The organism is Streptomyces sp. NBC_01257 (genome assembly GCF_035917255.1).
Taxonomy (GTDB): Bacteria; Actinomycetota; Actinomycetes; order Streptomycetales; family Streptomycetaceae; genus Streptomyces.
On record NZ_CP108472.1, the window covers coordinates 4,765,596 to 4,780,184 of the forward strand.

Annotated in this window: 15 protein-coding genes, 1 tRNA gene and 1 other RNA gene; 16 read left to right on the forward strand and 1 reads right to left on the reverse strand. The window is 70.8% G+C overall.

What is annotated here, in order from left to right; translation table 11 throughout:
* The first annotated feature begins 17 nt into the window (after positions 1–17).
* From OG408_RS20520 to OG408_RS20580, 13 genes are all read left to right on the forward strand, one after another.
* Positions 18–413, forward strand: a complete 396-nt coding sequence (locus tag OG408_RS20520) for a DUF3307 domain-containing protein (protein ID WP_326671234.1) — start codon at positions 18–20, stop codon at positions 411–413.
* Positions 414–501: 88 nt separating this feature from the next.
* Positions 502–843 carry a hypothetical protein gene (locus tag OG408_RS20525; RefSeq protein WP_326671236.1) on the forward strand — a complete coding sequence of 114 codons (342 nt, stop codon included), beginning with the start codon at positions 502–504 and terminating at the stop codon, positions 841–843.
* 140 nt (positions 844–983) lie between these two features.
* The gene (locus OG408_RS20530; RefSeq protein WP_326671237.1) at positions 984–3,218 is read left to right on the forward strand and encodes a cell division protein FtsK; all 2,235 of its coding nucleotides are present in this window, start codon (positions 984–986) and stop codon (positions 3,216–3,218) included.
* Between the two features lie 139 nt (positions 3,219–3,357).
* Positions 3,358–3,609, forward strand: a complete 252-nt coding sequence (locus OG408_RS20535; protein WP_326671239.1) for a hypothetical protein — start codon at positions 3,358–3,360, stop codon at positions 3,607–3,609.
* Positions 3,609–3,869, forward strand: a complete 261-nt coding sequence (locus OG408_RS20540) for a hypothetical protein (protein ID WP_326671241.1) — start codon at positions 3,609–3,611, stop codon at positions 3,867–3,869. The genes OG408_RS20535 and OG408_RS20540 overlap by 1 nt, the downstream gene beginning before the upstream one ends.
* A 43-nt stretch (positions 3,870–3,912) precedes the next feature.
* Positions 3,913–4,101, forward strand: a complete 189-nt coding sequence (locus tag OG408_RS20545; RefSeq protein ID WP_326671243.1) for a hypothetical protein — start codon at positions 3,913–3,915, stop codon at positions 4,099–4,101.
* A gap of 11 nt (positions 4,102–4,112) precedes the next feature.
* Entirely contained in the window at positions 4,113–4,718 is a 606-nt protein-coding gene (locus tag OG408_RS20550) for a hypothetical protein (RefSeq protein WP_326671245.1), read from the forward strand.
* Between the two features lie 84 nt (positions 4,719–4,802).
* Positions 4,803–5,516, forward strand: a complete 714-nt coding sequence (locus tag OG408_RS20555) for a class I SAM-dependent methyltransferase (RefSeq protein WP_326671247.1) — start codon at positions 4,803–4,805, stop codon at positions 5,514–5,516.
* A gap of 50 nt (positions 5,517–5,566) precedes the next feature.
* Positions 5,567–6,385 (forward strand): bifunctional DNA primase/polymerase, encoded by an 819-nt coding sequence (locus OG408_RS20560; RefSeq protein ID WP_326674566.1) that lies wholly within the window; start codon positions 5,567–5,569, stop codon positions 6,383–6,385.
* On the forward strand, positions 6,382–6,693 hold the full coding sequence (locus OG408_RS20565; protein ID WP_326671249.1) for a hypothetical protein: 312 nt from the start codon (positions 6,382–6,384) through the stop codon (positions 6,691–6,693). The genes OG408_RS20560 and OG408_RS20565 overlap by 4 nt, the downstream gene beginning before the upstream one ends.
* Entirely contained in the window at positions 6,690–8,231 is a 1,542-nt protein-coding gene (locus OG408_RS20570; protein ID WP_326671251.1) for a YfjI family protein, read from the forward strand. The genes OG408_RS20565 and OG408_RS20570 overlap by 4 nt, the downstream gene beginning before the upstream one ends.
* Before the next feature lie 305 nt (positions 8,232–8,536).
* Positions 8,537–8,773 carry a helix-turn-helix domain-containing protein gene (locus tag OG408_RS20575; protein ID WP_326674567.1) on the forward strand — a complete coding sequence of 79 codons (237 nt, stop codon included), beginning with the start codon at positions 8,537–8,539 and terminating at the stop codon, positions 8,771–8,773.
* Positions 8,774–8,784: 11 nt separating this feature from the next.
* Entirely contained in the window at positions 8,785–10,074 is a 1,290-nt protein-coding gene (locus OG408_RS20580; protein ID WP_326671252.1) for a tyrosine-type recombinase/integrase, read from the forward strand.
* A gap of 146 nt (positions 10,075–10,220) precedes the next feature.
* Here OG408_RS20580 and OG408_RS20585 read toward each other — a convergent pair.
* Positions 10,221–10,308, reverse strand: a tRNA-Ser gene (locus tag OG408_RS20585).
* A gap of 133 nt (positions 10,309–10,441) precedes the next feature.
* Between OG408_RS20585 and ffs the strand changes: the two genes are divergently transcribed.
* The 3 genes from ffs (at position 10,442) to purD (ending at position 14,369) form a co-directional block, all read left to right on the forward strand.
* An RNA gene (ffs, locus tag OG408_RS20590) (signal recognition particle sRNA small type) lies at positions 10,442–10,536 on the forward strand.
* Positions 10,537–10,668: 132 nt separating this feature from the next.
* Positions 10,669–12,870, forward strand: a complete 2,202-nt coding sequence (locus OG408_RS20595; protein WP_326671254.1) for a DNA polymerase III subunit gamma and tau — start codon at positions 10,669–10,671, stop codon at positions 12,868–12,870.
* 248 nt (positions 12,871–13,118) lie between these two features.
* Complete coding sequence (gene purD / locus OG408_RS20600; RefSeq protein ID WP_266780529.1) at positions 13,119–14,369, forward strand: phosphoribosylamine--glycine ligase; 1,251 nt, start codon at positions 13,119–13,121, stop codon at positions 14,367–14,369.
* Positions 14,370–14,589: the final 220 nt, after the last annotated feature.

Here is a 14,589-nt window from a genome sequence, read left to right on the forward strand (position 1 = left end):
TGGAAGGACCCAGTCCCGTGTTCGCTTCCCTCTTCGTCCTGCTCTACCTCGGTCACCTGCTCGCGGACTACCCGTTCCAGACCGACCACCAGGCCGCCCACAAGGCCGAAGGCGGCGCCTCGGGTTGGGCCGCGAACCTCCGGCACGCCGGCACGCACGTCATCACCTGCGGCATGGCCCTGGTCGTCGGCGCGGCCGTCCTGGACGGCGTCACCCTCTCCGCCCCGGTCGCGGGCGCCGCCCTGCTGTGGATCGGCTCCACTCACGCGTTCATCGACCGGCGCTGGCCGGTCGCCGCATGGATGCGGTTCGCTCGTCAGAAGGGCTGGGCCCAGCACGGCGGTGCCGCCCACGTCGACCAGACCGCGCACGTCTTCGCCCTCGTGCTGGCCTCTCTCGCCCTCGCAGCCTGATCCCCGGGCTTGCCTGTCGCTCCCAGCCTCGCTGGCTGGGGGCGGTGGGAGACCCGGACCGCCCGGACCCCGACCCGAGGAAGCATCCATGGAAATCACGACCGCCACCCGTAGCGCCGACGAGCAGCGCCGCGAGGACCGCAACCGCCGCCGCCGCGAACAGCGCCGCATAGAGGGCCGACTGCGCATGGCCCGGCACGCCGCCCACGACCTCATCACCTACGGCCCGTGGAACGGTGACGGGCCTGCCGCGACCGTTGAGGACGTCATCAGGCAGACCGCCGCCATGTACGGCGGCTACCTCAAGAACATTCCCCTGACCGAGGCCGAGGCAGAGATAGCACTCGGCTTCGCGAAGAACCTCAAGGCGTCGTTCGAGGACAACCAGCGGCCCGTCCGCGAGGCCGCGCGCCGCATCCTCGCCGCTTGAACAGGCAGGTCCGCCCCGATGGTCGCAGCACGGGTCGACTCCCGCGCGGGGCACGCACAGCTCAACAGGGTCCGGACGGTCAGCCGTCCAAAGCGCCGCCCGGACCCCTTCCAACCCCAGTTGTCCGGGAAGGACATTCAGTGAATCACGACGACGAAAGCGAACTCTTCAACCGACTCGAAGCCGACATGAACACCCCCGACCGAGCCGACTCGGGTGGGGACGTGGTCGACCTCGACAAGGCACGGTCGGCCCGGTCCGAGTCGGGCGACTCCCGCGCCGACCGGTCGGCCGACCCGACCCGCTCCCGGTCGGGTGACGGATCGGACGACGAGTCGGGCGACCCGACCGAGCCGATGATGGTCGACGGCCCGGCGGAAGTCGGCCCCGGGTTCCTGGGCCGACTCATGGGCGCGAAGCGGCGGGCGATCCTCCCGGTGTGGATGCGCTCCACCACCGAGCTGCGGACCGCGACCCGTTGGGCCGCTGGCCACTACGGGCACCTTGCCGGGTACCACTCGCTGCGCTCCCCGTACTACGCGACCCGCCTCGCCTTCCAGGCACCGCGCGGGGCAGCGAAGATTGTGGGCGGCACGGCGCGGTGGGTGGCCGACCGGGAGGGCGAGCCGGTCCGACTCGCCTCCGTCCGGCGCGAGGACGCAGCCGAGTACCTCAAGCTCTCCCGTCAGCGTGACGGGCGGGTCCGACTGCGCACCATCGTGGCGACGCTCGCCATGTTCATCGGTCTCACCGCGGCCCTCGCCGTGTACGTCCTCGCCCCCGGTTGGGTACAGGCCCTGTCCGTCGGTGCGCTGCTGCTGGCCCTCGGGTCGGCCGGCACGCAGGCCGATGCCCCGGTCATCACCCGCGCAGTGGAGATGACCAAGGCACCCAAGCTCACGTCGGACATCGTCCTGCGAGCGCTCGGGGCGATCGGCATTCCGGCGATCAACCAGGCGCAGAGCAAGGGGCGGGACGGGTTCACGTTCACTGCCCCCATCACTCGCGATGGGCCGGGCTGGCGTGCGGAGGGTGACCTCCCGTACGGCGTCACCGCCACCGACGTGATCGAGAAGCGGGACAAGCTGGCCTCCGGCCTGCGCCGCAAGCTCGGGTGCGTATGGCCCGAGCCGGTCCCGGACGAGCACACCGGACGCCTCGTGATCTGGGTCGGCGACCAGGACATGTCCACCGCGACGAAGCCCGCGTGGCCGCTCATCAAGGGCGGGTCCGTCGACCTGTTCAAGCCGGTCGCCTTCGGCACTGACCAGCGCGGACGCTGGGTCGACATCACCCTGATGTACATCGCAGGCGTCATCGGAGCCATCCCCCGGATGGGCAAGACGTTCCTGCTCCGCCTGCTCCTGCTCATCGCCGCACTCGACTCCCGGGCCGAGGTCCACACCTACGACCTCAAGGGCACCGGCGACCTCGACCCCGTCGGCGAGCGAGTATCACACCGCCACCGGGCCGGAGACGATGACGAAGACATCGAGTACGCGCTCGCTGACCTGCGAGAAGTGCGCACCGAGCTGCGACGCCGGGCCAAGATGATCCGCTCCCTGCCCCGGGACATCTGCCCGGAGTCGAAGGTGACGTCCGAGCTGGCCGACAAGCCGAAGCTCGGGCTGCACCCGATCGTGATCGGGGTGGATGAGTGCCAGGTCTGGTTCGAGCACCCCAAGTACGGGGCGGAGTTCGAAGAGATCTGCACCGACCTGGTCAAGCGTGGCCCCGCCACCGGCATCGTCCTGCTGCTCGCCACGCAGCGCCCGGACGCAAAAGCCCTGCCCACCGGCATCTCCGCGAACGCGTCGGCCCGCTGGTGCCTCAAGGTCATGGGCCAGCTGGAGAACGACATGGTCCTCGGCACCAGCAGCTACAAGCGAGGGATCCGGGCCACGATGTTCTCGTGGAAGGACAAGGGCATCCACTACTTCGTCGGTGAGGGCGCCGACGCGCGGATCGTCTCCTCCGTCTACATCGACGCGCCCATGGCCGAGGTGATCGGGCTGCGGGCACGGCGCCTGCGCGAGGCCGCCGGGCGCCTCACCGGGCACGCTGCGGGCGAGTCGTTCGAGGACCGCGAGACCAGCGGGTTCGACCTGCTCGCCGACATCCTCGGCGTCGTGCCGGCCGAAGAGCCCAAGCTGTGGTCCGAAGTCGTCGTGGCCCGGCTGGCTGAGCTTCGACCGGACGTCTACGGCGGGTGGGAGCCCGAGCAGCTGGCCGCGGCTCTGAAGCCGCACGGCATCAACACCGGTCAGGTGTGGGGCAAGACCGAGGCCGGGAAGGGCGCCAACCGGCGCGGTATCGAGCGCTCCCGCATCCTCACCGTGATTGCGGAGCGTGACGAAAACCGGGATGCGGGCTAGCCGGGTTCGCCGCTAGACCTAGCAGCACACCCCGCTAGGTCTAGCGGCACCGCTAGCACCCCAAACCCGCATTGATCAGGGAGCTAGCCACTAGCTCCCCACCTGCGGAAACCCCTGAAACAGGCCCGGGAGGCCCTCCATGACCCCTGCCCTGCTCGCTAGCGCATTCCTTCTCTTCGTCACCCTCGGTTACGTGTCCTTGTGTGCGGCTTCGCCGTTCGGGGACTGCCGCAAGTGTGGCGGTTGGGGCTTCGCGACGAAGACCGACCGCAAGGGCCGCCCCAAGCGCGGCAAGGACTGCCGCCGCTGCAAGGCCACCGGCAAACGCATCCGCATCGGACGCCACCTCTACAACGTCGCCGCCCGCCTCCACCGCGACGGCACCCGCTGATGAACCACACCCGCGCCTTCGTCGTGGCCGCGCTGAGCGCCGCCACCGTCCTTGGCTCTGTCGGCTGCGAGCCCTACCCGCAGGGACCGGCGGGACAGGTTGTCAGCAGGGACCAGAGCCACGACCCCGCCACCAAGGCGAACCGGTTCGAACTGACGGTCCGGACCGACAGCGGCAAGCGGCGCACCTTCCGGGTCCACGTCGACGACTACAACGCCTGCCGCCCCCGCCGCGCCTACCCGAGCTGCACCCAGAACTGACCACCCACCCCCCGGCACCACGAACACCGGAAAGGGGCCCGTCGTGGCCATCACCGTCTCGCTCGTCTTCCTGTTCGGGCTCGTCCTGTTCTTCCTGCTCCGCTCCAAGACCCTCGGAGCCGGATCCGCGTTCATCGCCGTCATGTTCGGGTTCTTCCTCGCCTCCACCGGCGCCTCCGGACCCATCAACGAACTCGCCACCGCCGTCATCAACGCCGTACCGAACCTGTAGGAGGCACCGCCATGAACGAACCCCTGATCCAGCACCACTGGGTGGCGCTCGCCGCCCCGAGGGTGGCCCCGGCGCTCGCCACGTCCACCGTGCTCATCCTGGGCCGGATCTGGAACGCCAACGGCGCCGAACACAGCACCGGCAACGCCGCGTTGATGGTCGTCCTCGCGGCCGGTGCGGCAACGGCCGGCGCGTTCGCTGCCGGGGGCCGAGGCGGTGGTGACGGTGTCCTCGCCGCGACCGCGTTCGCGACGTCCGGCGGGCTCGCCCTCGCCGGGGTCGCCGGATACGCCGACGGAGCATCGCTCCCCATCCTGCTGTGGGCCGTTGCCACCGCAGTGGCGTACGGGATCGCCGCCCGCTACTGGCGCACCGACCGCCGCGACACCCTCGCTCACACCCGGCAGACCACCGTCCGGGCCGAGGAACACGGCCACATCGAGCGCGTCGAAGCCCTGCGCGCAGGGGCACAGATCGAGGCCGCCCGCGCAGGCGCCGCCTACGCCGAACAGCTCGCCACCGCGCTCGTCACCCGCGCCGCACTGCCCGGCTTCGACCCGCAGGCGCTCACGGCCACGGGCCTGCCCGTACTGCCCGCTGGCGCCGAGCACGAATAGCTATGCCCGGGGCGGTCGCCTCTCGCCAAAGACCGCGACCGCCCCGGCTCTCTGTCCCTTCGCAGAAACAGGAGAAACCCCAGCATGACTCACCCCATCCCCATCCGGCGATCCCGCGTCTTACGGGTCTTGGACGCGTTCTGCTGCATCGGCGGCGCTGCCCGCGGCTACCAGGAGGCCGGTTGCCACGTCACCGGGGTGGACGTCCGCCCGCAGCCCGACTACTGCGGGGACGCGTTCCACCAGGGGGACGCGATCGAGTTCATCCTTGCCCACGGTGCCGAGTTCGACTTCATCCACACCTCGCCGCCCTGCCAGGGTGAAGGCGCCCCGACCAAGGGCAGCAACGCCGCCCGCAACGCACGCACCGGCCGCGCCCACCCCCGGCTCATCACCCCGACCCGTACCGCGCTGGACGCGATCGGACGGCCGTACGTGATCGAGAACGTTGCCGGCTCCGAGGTCCGCAAAGACCTCCGCCTGTGCGGCGAACAGTTCGGCCTGGGGGTGCTCATGCACCGCTACTTCGAACTCGGGGGCTGGACGGCGCCACAGCCCGCGCACCCGGCCCACCGGGGCAAGGTGCGCGGGTGGCGACACGGCGAGTACTTCGACGGGCCGTATGTCGCCGCGTACGGCAAGGGTGGCGGCAAGGCGACCACCGAGGAGATCCAGCAGGCCAAACGCATCGACTGGTCGGCCGATCACTTCAACCTGCGCGAAGCGCTCCCGCCCGCCTACACCCACTGGATCGGCGCGGCTTTCCTCGCACGAACCGTGCTGGAGGTGGCCGCGTGAACGCCCCCTTGCGCGCCGCTTTGGGCCTCGCCGCGCGTGCGGTGCCGGTGATGCCGCTTCGGGTTGGGAAGGTCCCGTTCGGGAACTGCAAGGCCTGCCGAGACAACACCTGCGGTGGCCGGCCGAACATGAAGACCCCCGGACCCTGCCAGTGCCCTCGCATCTGCCATGGATGGGCCGCTGCCACCACCGACCCCGCCGTTCTCACCGGGCGCCCGTGGGCGCCCATGTGGGCGCAGGCGCAAGCCGTCGCCTACCATCCGGGCGGGGCCGGACTGACCGTCGTCGACCTCGACAACTCCGACGCCGTCAGCTGGGCTCATGCGGTACTGCCCGCCACGCGGACCGTGGTCACCACCCGCGGCGAGCACTGGATCTACCGAGGCGCGATGCAGTCCGCGAACGGGGTCCGGCCCGACGTCGACATCAAGTCCCGCATGCAGTACGCCCGGTGGCTGGGCCCCGGCACCGGCACCATGACCCGCCTGCCGGATGTCGTCCGCACCCTGGTGGAGAGGGAAGAGACCAACCCCGCCCGCGGGGAGGTGGCCTCTTCCTCCGGCCGCGCCGAGTGGGACCGCAGCGTGGCCACCGGCTGCCGCCACACCGAACGCTTCGTGCGCACCGGCCTGGAACGCGGTCTGGCCCTCGTGCGGGCCCACATCGAGTCCGGGGCCGGTTCGCAGGCGTTCGGCGTCGCCCAGTTCCTCGCCGCGCAGCACACCGCGTGCCCCGGGCCGTGCGGCCTCGAAGCACTCGGGTGGCAGGTAGTCGCCGCGGCCGTCTCCGTCGGCGTCCCCGAGCCCTACGCCCGCCGGGCCGTCACCAACGGCCTCTCCGGCATCCCCGCCCCCGGGCGGGTCTCGTGAACACCACCAGCCGCCCGGCAGCCGCCACACAGGCCGTCGCGAGGACGCGGGTGGGCGCGGGAGTCGCCGCCCGCAAGGGCGTCCTTTCTGCTGTTCGTCCTGACCCGCAGCCGGTCCCGGTGCGGTGGCTGCAAGTTGTAGCCCCGCCCTCGTTCAGCGCGACGCCGTCGGCGCGGTCCTGGTGCCGGTGCGGCTACGACCGCACCGCCCGGGGCCGGGCCGGGGTCCTGGCCCTGATCGAAGCCCACACCCACCACCCCGAGCACTGCCCGCAGTCCAGCGACGCGGAAGGGAGCAAGGCCGCATGACCGCCGATCTGTGGGAGGGCTTCAACGCCCTGGACCCCGAGGCCATCACCGGGCCCGTGTGGGACGAACCCGTCCTGCTCAACCACCGCCGTACCCTTCCGGAATTCCCGGTGCGCACGCTGCCGGCGTGGCTGGGTGACATGGTCGCGGACGTCGCGGAAGAGACGCAGACGCCGCCCGACCTCGCCGGGTGCCTCGCCCTCGGAGTCCTCGCGACAGCGGCCGGCGGACGTGCGACCGTGTGCGTGCGCGGGCACTGGCGGGAGCCGGTGAACCTCTACACCGCTGTCGCCCTGCCCCCGGGCAACCGCAAGTCCGCGGTATTCGCTCTCATGACCGGTCCCCTGCTCGCCGTTGAGAAGACGCTCGTGGAGCTCTCTGGGCCGCAACGGGCCGAAGCCGAGACCACTGCACGGCTCGCCAAAGCCGCCGCGGACAAGGCCGCGCAGAAGGCAGCGTCGGCCGAACCCGGGCTGCGCGACCAACTCACCGCGGAAGCCGTCCACCTCGCCCAGCAGGCCGATGAACTCACCGTCCCTGCCAAACCCCAACTGGTCGCGGACGATGTGACGCCGGAGAGCCTGGCCACGCTGCTGGCCGAGCAGGGCGGCCGGATCAGCGTCATGTCGGCCGAGGGCGAGATCTTCGACATCATCGCCGGACGCTACTCCGGAGCCCCGAACATGGGCGTGTTCCTCAAGGGCCACGCCGGGGACATGGCCCGCGTCAACCGGCAGGGCCGCGACCCCCAGCACATCGAGCACCCCGCTGTCACGATGGCGCTGGCGATCCAGCCCGAAGTCCTCGACTCCATCGGCCGCGTCAAAGGCGCCGACGGGCGCGGTCTACTCGCCCGGTTCCTCTACGCCAAGCCCCCGTCCCTGGTCGGGCGCCGCAACCTCACCCCCGACCTCATCACCGAAGAGACCACCGCCTCCTACGCCCGGCAGCTCGGTGGACTCACCCTCGCCCTCGCGGACTGGACGGACCCGGCGGTCCTGACCCTGACCCCCGAGGCAGACACGGTGATGCTCGCCTATCAGCGGGTCACCGAATCGAGGCTCGGCAAGGGCGGCTCCCTCGCCCCGATCGTGAAATGGGCATCCAAACGAGACGGGGCAGTGGCCCGCATCGCCGGACTGCTCCACCTCGCCGCCCACCCCGACAACGGATGGGCCCTGCCCATCGAGGCCGCCACCATGGCCGCGGCAACCGAGCTGGGTGACTACTTCACCGCGCACGCGCTCGAAGTCTTCGACGACATGGGATCCGACCCCGCACAGGAAACCGCCCACCAACTGCTTACCCACATCCGGGAACAGCGGCTGGAAGGGTTCACGAAGCGGGAGCTGTTCCGGGGCCTGTCACGCGGCGACTTCCCCGCGATGACCGATCTGGACCCGGCACTGACCCTGCTCGAAGAACACGGATGGGTCCGGCAACAGCCCCTGCCCCCGCGCACCGGGCGCGGCGGCCGGCCGCCCTCGCCCCGCTACGACACCCACCCCACCCTCACCCCGCCCATCGTCGGCGCGTGACACAACCCCCAATCCGCTGACAGAACTGACACAACCCCCACCCCACCCCGCTGACCTGCATAAACAGCCAAGATCATCGCTGTGACAAAACCTCCGGAAACTCTGACAGAACCTCCCCGCCCGAAGCCGGGCGCTCTGACAGAACCCCCCACCCGGAGGTTCTGTCAGAGTTTTTCGAGGTTTTGTCACGACACTCAAAGCCGGAGAAACCACAGGTCAGCGGCCTAGCGGCGAGGTTCTGTCAGTTCTGTCAGCGATTCCAGCCCCTCAGCATCGGTGCACATGCCCGAGGAGTCGCATTGACCATCAACACCCTTGCGCCCGAAGTGACCCCCGAGGCCGCGGACGTCGACCCGGCACCCCTTCTCCTCACGGTTGAAGAGGCCGCGCGACGCCTCCGGATCGGCCGGACGCTCTGCTACAGCCTCATCCGATCCGGCGACCTGGAGTCCGTGACCATCGGGTCGCTTCGCCGGGTGCCGCCCGAGGCGATTCCGGCTTTCGTCGCTCGCCTCCGTAAGAGCAACAGCGCCGCCGCATAGGAAGAGATCTCATGGCACGCGAAGAAAAGAAGCGCACGCGGCAACCCAACGGTGCGTCGTCGATCTATCTCGGCAGTGACGGGAAGTGGCACGGTCGCGTCACCGTCGGCGTCAAGGCCAACGGCAAGCCGGACCGCAGGCATATCGAGCGGAAGACCCGCCCCGAAGTCACCGAGGCCGTCCGTGAGTTGGAGCGCCAGCGTAAGGACGGCAAGGTCCGGAAGGCTGGGCAGCAGTGGACCGTCAAGACGTGGCTTGAGCACTGGGTGCAGAACATCGCCAAGAAGTACGTCAGTGAGAACAGCTTCGACGGCTACGAGGTAGACGTCAGGGTCCATCTCGTTCCTGGGCTCGGAGCTCACAAGCTGGAACGCCTGGAGCCGGAGCACCTCGAAGCGTTCTACGAGCGGATGCAGCAGGGCGGAAGCGCCGCGGGGACCGCCCACCACGTTCACCGGACCATCCGCGTCGCGTTGAGCGAGGCGGTCCGGCGCGGCCACGTCACGAAGAACGTTGCCGAGATCGCCAAAGCCCCGAGCCTCGATGAAGAGGAGATCGAGCCGTACACCATTGAGGAGATTCAAAGCCTTCTGTTGGAGGCGTCGAAGCTCCGCAACAGCGCTCGCTGGGTCATCGCCCTGGCGCTCGGCTTGCGCCAGGGCGAAGCGCTCGGACTGATGTGGGAAGACGTGTACCTGGACGCCGGGTACATCCGAATCCGCAAGAACCGGTTGCGCCCGAGGTACGAGCACGGGTGCGGCGACACGTGCGGGCGGAAGCCGGGGTACTGCCCGGACCGCAGGCAGATCCGCCGGGAGTTCAAGAAGACCAAGTCTCGCGCCGGCCGACGAACCATCGGCCTCCCGAGCCCGCTCATCAAGCTCCTGCGCAAGCACATGCACGAGCAGGCCCGGGAGCGCCAGGAAGCGGGGGAGGCGTGGGAGGACAAGGGATACGTCTTCGCGCAGCCGACGGGCGGGCCGCTGATCCCCAACACCGACTACCACCGCTGGAAGCAGCTGCTGACGGATGCGGGAGTCCGGGATGGGCGTCTGCACGACGCGCGGCACACGGCCGGCACCGTCCTGCTCCTGCTCGGAGTTCCCGATGTGGTGGTGGACGCAATCATGGGCTGGGAGCCGGGAGGCTCTGCGCGCATGCGGGCTCGGTACATGCACGTGACCGGTCCCATGCTGCAGAACGTCGCACAGCAGGTCGGTGACGCGCTCTGGGGCGCTACTTCGGAGACCGACGGAGCGGAGGCCGAAGGCTCGGAAGGAGGCTCCTTAGACCTCAACTGAGACGGAAAGTGAGACGGAAGATCGCGGAGAGGCTGCCGCCTGGCGGCTCGCGGTCTGAGTCTGCGCTGCCTCGGGTCGGAACGCGAAGAAGGCCCTGACCAGTCGAAACCGGTCAGGGCCTTCTTCGTATTGCCCGGTGAGAGCAATGGCGGAGGATACGAGATTCGAACTCGTGAGGGGTTGCCCCCAACACGCTTTCCAAGCGTGCGCCCTAGGCCACTAGGCGAATCCTCCGCGGCAAACAATACAAGACGTTGAAGGGTGCTCGCGAACCCGTTCCGCCTCGGAGCTCTCCGGGCGGTCCTGGAGGGGTCTCCGGTTGCGGGGGAGGTGGACTTGCGGGGGTGGGGATCGGCTAAGGTGGGCGTCAGCCCCTCACGTGGCGCTATCTGACTGAACTCCCCCAGGGCCGGAAGGCAGCAAGGGTAGGTTGGCTCTGGCGGGTGCGTGGGGGGCCCTTGTGTGTCCGGGCCCGGTGCGCGGCGGGGCTTCCGGGGCCGAGGGCGTTCGGACGGGTCGTGGTGAGATGTCCCGCAGCCGGTGGTGTGCCCGGTGCGGGGCCGGTTGTCAGTCCGCCCCGATAACCTCGTATGTGTGTCGTCCCTTGCGCTGTACCGCCGCTATCGCCCCGAGTCGTTCGCCGAGGTCATCGGTCAGGAGCATGTCACTGACCCCCTGCAGCAGGCCCTGCGGAACAACCGGGTCAATCACGCGTACCTGTTCAGTGGTCCGCGCGGCTGCGGCAAGACGACCAGCGCGCGCATCCTCGCCCGCTGTCTGAACTGCGAGCAGGGGCCCACGCCCACGCCCTGCGGGGAGTGCCAGTCCTGCCAGGACCTCGCACGCAACGGGCCGGGATCGATCGACGTGATCGAGATCGACGCCGCTTCGCACGGTGGCGTGGACGACGCCCGTGACCTGCGTGAGAAGGCGTTCTTCGGTCCCGCGTCGAGTCGTTACAAGATCTACATCATCGACGAGGCGCACATGGTCACGTCGGCGGGGTTCAACGCCCTGCTGAAGGTGGTCGAGGAGCCGCCGGAGCACCTCAAGTTCATCTTCGCGACCACAGAGCCCGAGAAGGTCATCGGCACCATCCGTTCGCGTACCCACCACTACCCGTTCCGGCTCGTGCCGCCCGGGACGCTGCGCGAGTATCTCGCCGAGGTGTGCGGCAGGGAGAACAGCTACGTCGAGGACGGGGTGCTCCCGCTCGTCGTGCGGGCCGGAGCCGGTTCCGTGCGTGACTCGATGTCGGTCATGGACCAGCTGCTGGCCGGTGCGGCTGATGCCGGTGTGACGTATGCCATGGCGACGTCCCTGCTCGGCTATACGGACGGCTCCCTGCTCGACTCGATCGTGGACGCCTTCGCGGCGGGCGACGGGGCAGCCGCCTTCGAGGTCGTGGACCGGGTGATCGAGGGCGGCAACGACCCGCGCCGCTTCGTCGCCGACCTCCTGGAGCGGTTGCGTGACCTGGTGATCCTGGCCGCCGTGCCGGACGCCGGGGAGAAGGGCCTCATCGACGCACCGGCCGACGTCGTCGAGCGGATGCAGGCCCAGGCGTCCGTCTTCGGCGCCGCCGAGCTGAGCCGCGCCGCCGACCTGGTCAACGAGGGGCTCACGGAAATGCGCGGGGCTACCTCGCCGCGTCTCCAGGTCGAGCTGATCTGCGCCCGGGTGCTGCTGCCGGCGGCCTTCGACGACGAGCGTTCGCTTCAGGCCCGGCTGGACCGGCTGGAGCGGGGGGCGTCCTTCGCCACCACCGGACCGGGGCCCTCGATGGGGTACGTCCCCGGGCCGGAGGCACTGGCACACGCTCCCGTCGCGCCCCAGGCCCACGCCCCTGCCGCACCCCAGGCGTACGCCCCTCCTCCCGCCCCTCAGCCGGAGGCCGGTTCCGGGCCCGCCGCCGCGCGTGCGGCGGTGCGCGGGGATGCTGCCCCGCCTGCGCCCGCCCCCGCACCAGTGGCTCCCGCTCCGGCTCCCGCTCCCGTGGAGCCGCCGCCCGCCGAATCGCCTGCGGCCGGTCAGCGGCCGGGGGCCTGGCCCGCCGCGGCCGCACCCGAGCAGGGCCGCAGGCCCGGAGGCTGGCCCACCGCCTCCACCCCGGGCCAGGCCCCAGCAGCGCAGGCCGCCGCTCCCGCCGCGCCCTCTGCGGCACCCTCCGCACCGGTTCCCGCCGCCGCCGCGCCCGCCCCCGGCATGACGCAGGGCGCCGGGCAGGTCCGCACCATGTGGCCCGACATCCTGGAGGCGGTCAAGGGCCGCCGCCGGTTCACCTGGATCCTGCTCAGCCAGAACGCCCAGGTCACCGGCTTCGACGGCACCACCCTGCAGATCGGCTTCCTCAACGCCGGCGCCCGCGACAACTTCGCGAGCAGCGGCAGTGAGGAGGTGCTGAAGCAGGCGCTGGCCGAGCGGTTCAACGCGGTGTGGAAGATCGAGGCGATCGTCGACCCGTCCGGCGGCGCGGGACAGCCCCCGCAGGTCGGCGGCGGGCGTCCCTCCGCGGCCGCACCGCCCGCGCCGCAGCGCCCGGCGGCCCCCGCGCCGCAGTCGTACGAGCCCAGGCCCGCCCCGGAGCGGCAGCAGCAACAGCCGTCGGGCGGCGACCCGGCGCCGGAGCCCGCACCCCCCTCGTACACCGCTCCCGAACCACCCCGGTCGGTCGCTCCCGAGGACGACACCCCGGAGGCCGACGACCCCGACCTCGTCGACTCCGCCCTGTCCGGACACGAGCTGATCGTGCGCGAACTGGGCGCCACGGTCGTCGAGGAGTTCACGAACGAGTAGGGCGGGGGGCGGGGGCGCGCTGTTCCAGCGGTCCCCCCAGCCCGGCCCGCGGAGAGGCCCTCCGCTCCAGGGCCCTCGCGCCGACCCCGGCGGTAAGAGAGGCCCCGGACGCTCGGCCCGGGGCCCCTCTCCCCGAGAGGCCCCAGCCCCCCGAACCCCCGCGCCGAGCCCCTCCCGCCCGGTCGCCGCCGTGTCCACGGAGCGGCGGCCGTCAAGGGCGCCGTGCCCCGGCGGCTAGGCTGCACCCCGTGAAGGTCCTCGTCATCGGCGGCGGCGCCCGCGAACACGCCCTGTGCCGCTCTCTCTCCCTCGACCCCGACGTCACCGCTCTGTACTGCGCTCCCGGCAACGCCGGCATCGCAGAGGTGGCCGAACTGCACCCGGTCGACGCCCTCGACGGCGCTGCCGTCGCGCGCCTCGCCACTGAACTGGGCGCCGAGCTGGTGGTCGTCGGCCCGGAGGCGCCGCTTGTCGCCGGGGTCGCCGACGCCGTGCGCGCCGCCGGCATCCCCTGCTTCGGCCCGTCCGGCGAGGCGGCCCGGCTCGAGGGCTCCAAGGCCTTCGCCAAGGACGTGATGGCCGGGGCGGGTGTTCCGACCGCCCGCAGCTACGTCTGCACCACGCCCGCGGAGATCGACACCGCCCTCGACGCGTTCGGCGCCCCGTACGTCGTCAAGGACGACGGTCTCGCCGCAGGCAAGGGCGTCGTCGTCACCGACGACATCGACGCGGCCCGTACACACGCGCTGGCCTGCGACCGCGTGGTCATCGAGGAGTTCCTCGACGGCCCCGAGGTGAGCCTCTTCGCGATCACCGACGGCACCACCGTGCTGCCGCTCCAGCCCGCCCAGGACTTCAAGCGGGCCCTCGACAACGACGAGGGCCCGAACACCGGCGGCATGGGCGCGTACTCCCCGCTGCCGTGGGCGGACCCGAAGCTGGTCGACGAGGTCATGCAGTCGGTCCTCCAGCCGACCGTCGACGAGCTCCGCCGCCGCGGTACGCCCTTCTCCGGGCTGCTGTACGCGGGCCTCGCGATCACCTCGCGCGGCGTACGGGTCATCGAGTTCAACGCCCGGTTCGGCGACCCGGAGACCCAGGTGGTCCTGGCCCGTCTGAAGACCCCGCTGGCCGGTGTCCTGCTGGGCTCGGCCAACGGCACTCTGGACGAGCTGCCCCCGCTGAAGTGGCGGGACGAGGCCGCGGTCACCGTGGTCATCGCCTCGCACAACTACCCGGACACCCCGCGAACGGGTGATCCGATCGAGGGGCTCGACGAGGTCGCGGCACAGGATGCCCCGCATGCGTACGTCCTGCACGCCGGGACCCGCAGGGACGGCGACACCGTGGTCAGCGCCGGCGGACGGGTGCTTTCCGTGACCGCGACCGCCAAGGACCTCGCGGGCGCCCGTGAGCGCGCCTACGCGGCGGCGGCCCGGATCCGGCTCGACGGCTCCCAGCTCCGTACGGACATCGCGAAGAAGGCCGCGGAGGCCTGAGCCGCACCCGTCCGACGAGAGCCACGGACACCTCAGCCGTACCGCTCCGACCACCACTGACGCGCCGCTGCCCCATGGACAGCGGCGCGTCAGCACCTTTGCCCAAAGCCATTCCATCGAGTGACGGCTGAGCCATCCGGATGACGCCCACCGAAGCCCCAACTAGGGTGCGGCGCAAGCGTTCCGGCACTTGGCCCACCGGCATTGCGATGTCAGTGAC

Coding starts and splice junctions, on each gene's coding strand:
- OG408_RS20525 (WP_326671236.1), top strand. CDS start 502: ATGGAAATCACGACCGCCACCCGTAGCGCCGACGAGCAGCGCCGCGAG.
- OG408_RS20535 (WP_326671239.1), top strand. CDS start 3,358: ATGACCCCTGCCCTGCTCGCTAGCGCATTCCTTCTCTTCGTCACCCTC.
- OG408_RS20540 (WP_326671241.1), top strand. CDS start 3,609: ATGAACCACACCCGCGCCTTCGTCGTGGCCGCGCTGAGCGCCGCCACC.
- OG408_RS20550 (WP_326671245.1), top strand. CDS start 4,113: ATGAACGAACCCCTGATCCAGCACCACTGGGTGGCGCTCGCCGCCCCG.
- OG408_RS20555 (WP_326671247.1), top strand. CDS start 4,803: ATGACTCACCCCATCCCCATCCGGCGATCCCGCGTCTTACGGGTCTTG.
- OG408_RS20560 (WP_326674566.1), top strand. CDS start 5,567: ATGCCGCTTCGGGTTGGGAAGGTCCCGTTCGGGAACTGCAAGGCCTGC.
- OG408_RS20570 (WP_326671251.1), top strand. CDS start 6,690: ATGACCGCCGATCTGTGGGAGGGCTTCAACGCCCTGGACCCCGAGGCC.
- OG408_RS20580 (WP_326671252.1), top strand. CDS start 8,785: ATGGCACGCGAAGAAAAGAAGCGCACGCGGCAACCCAACGGTGCGTCG.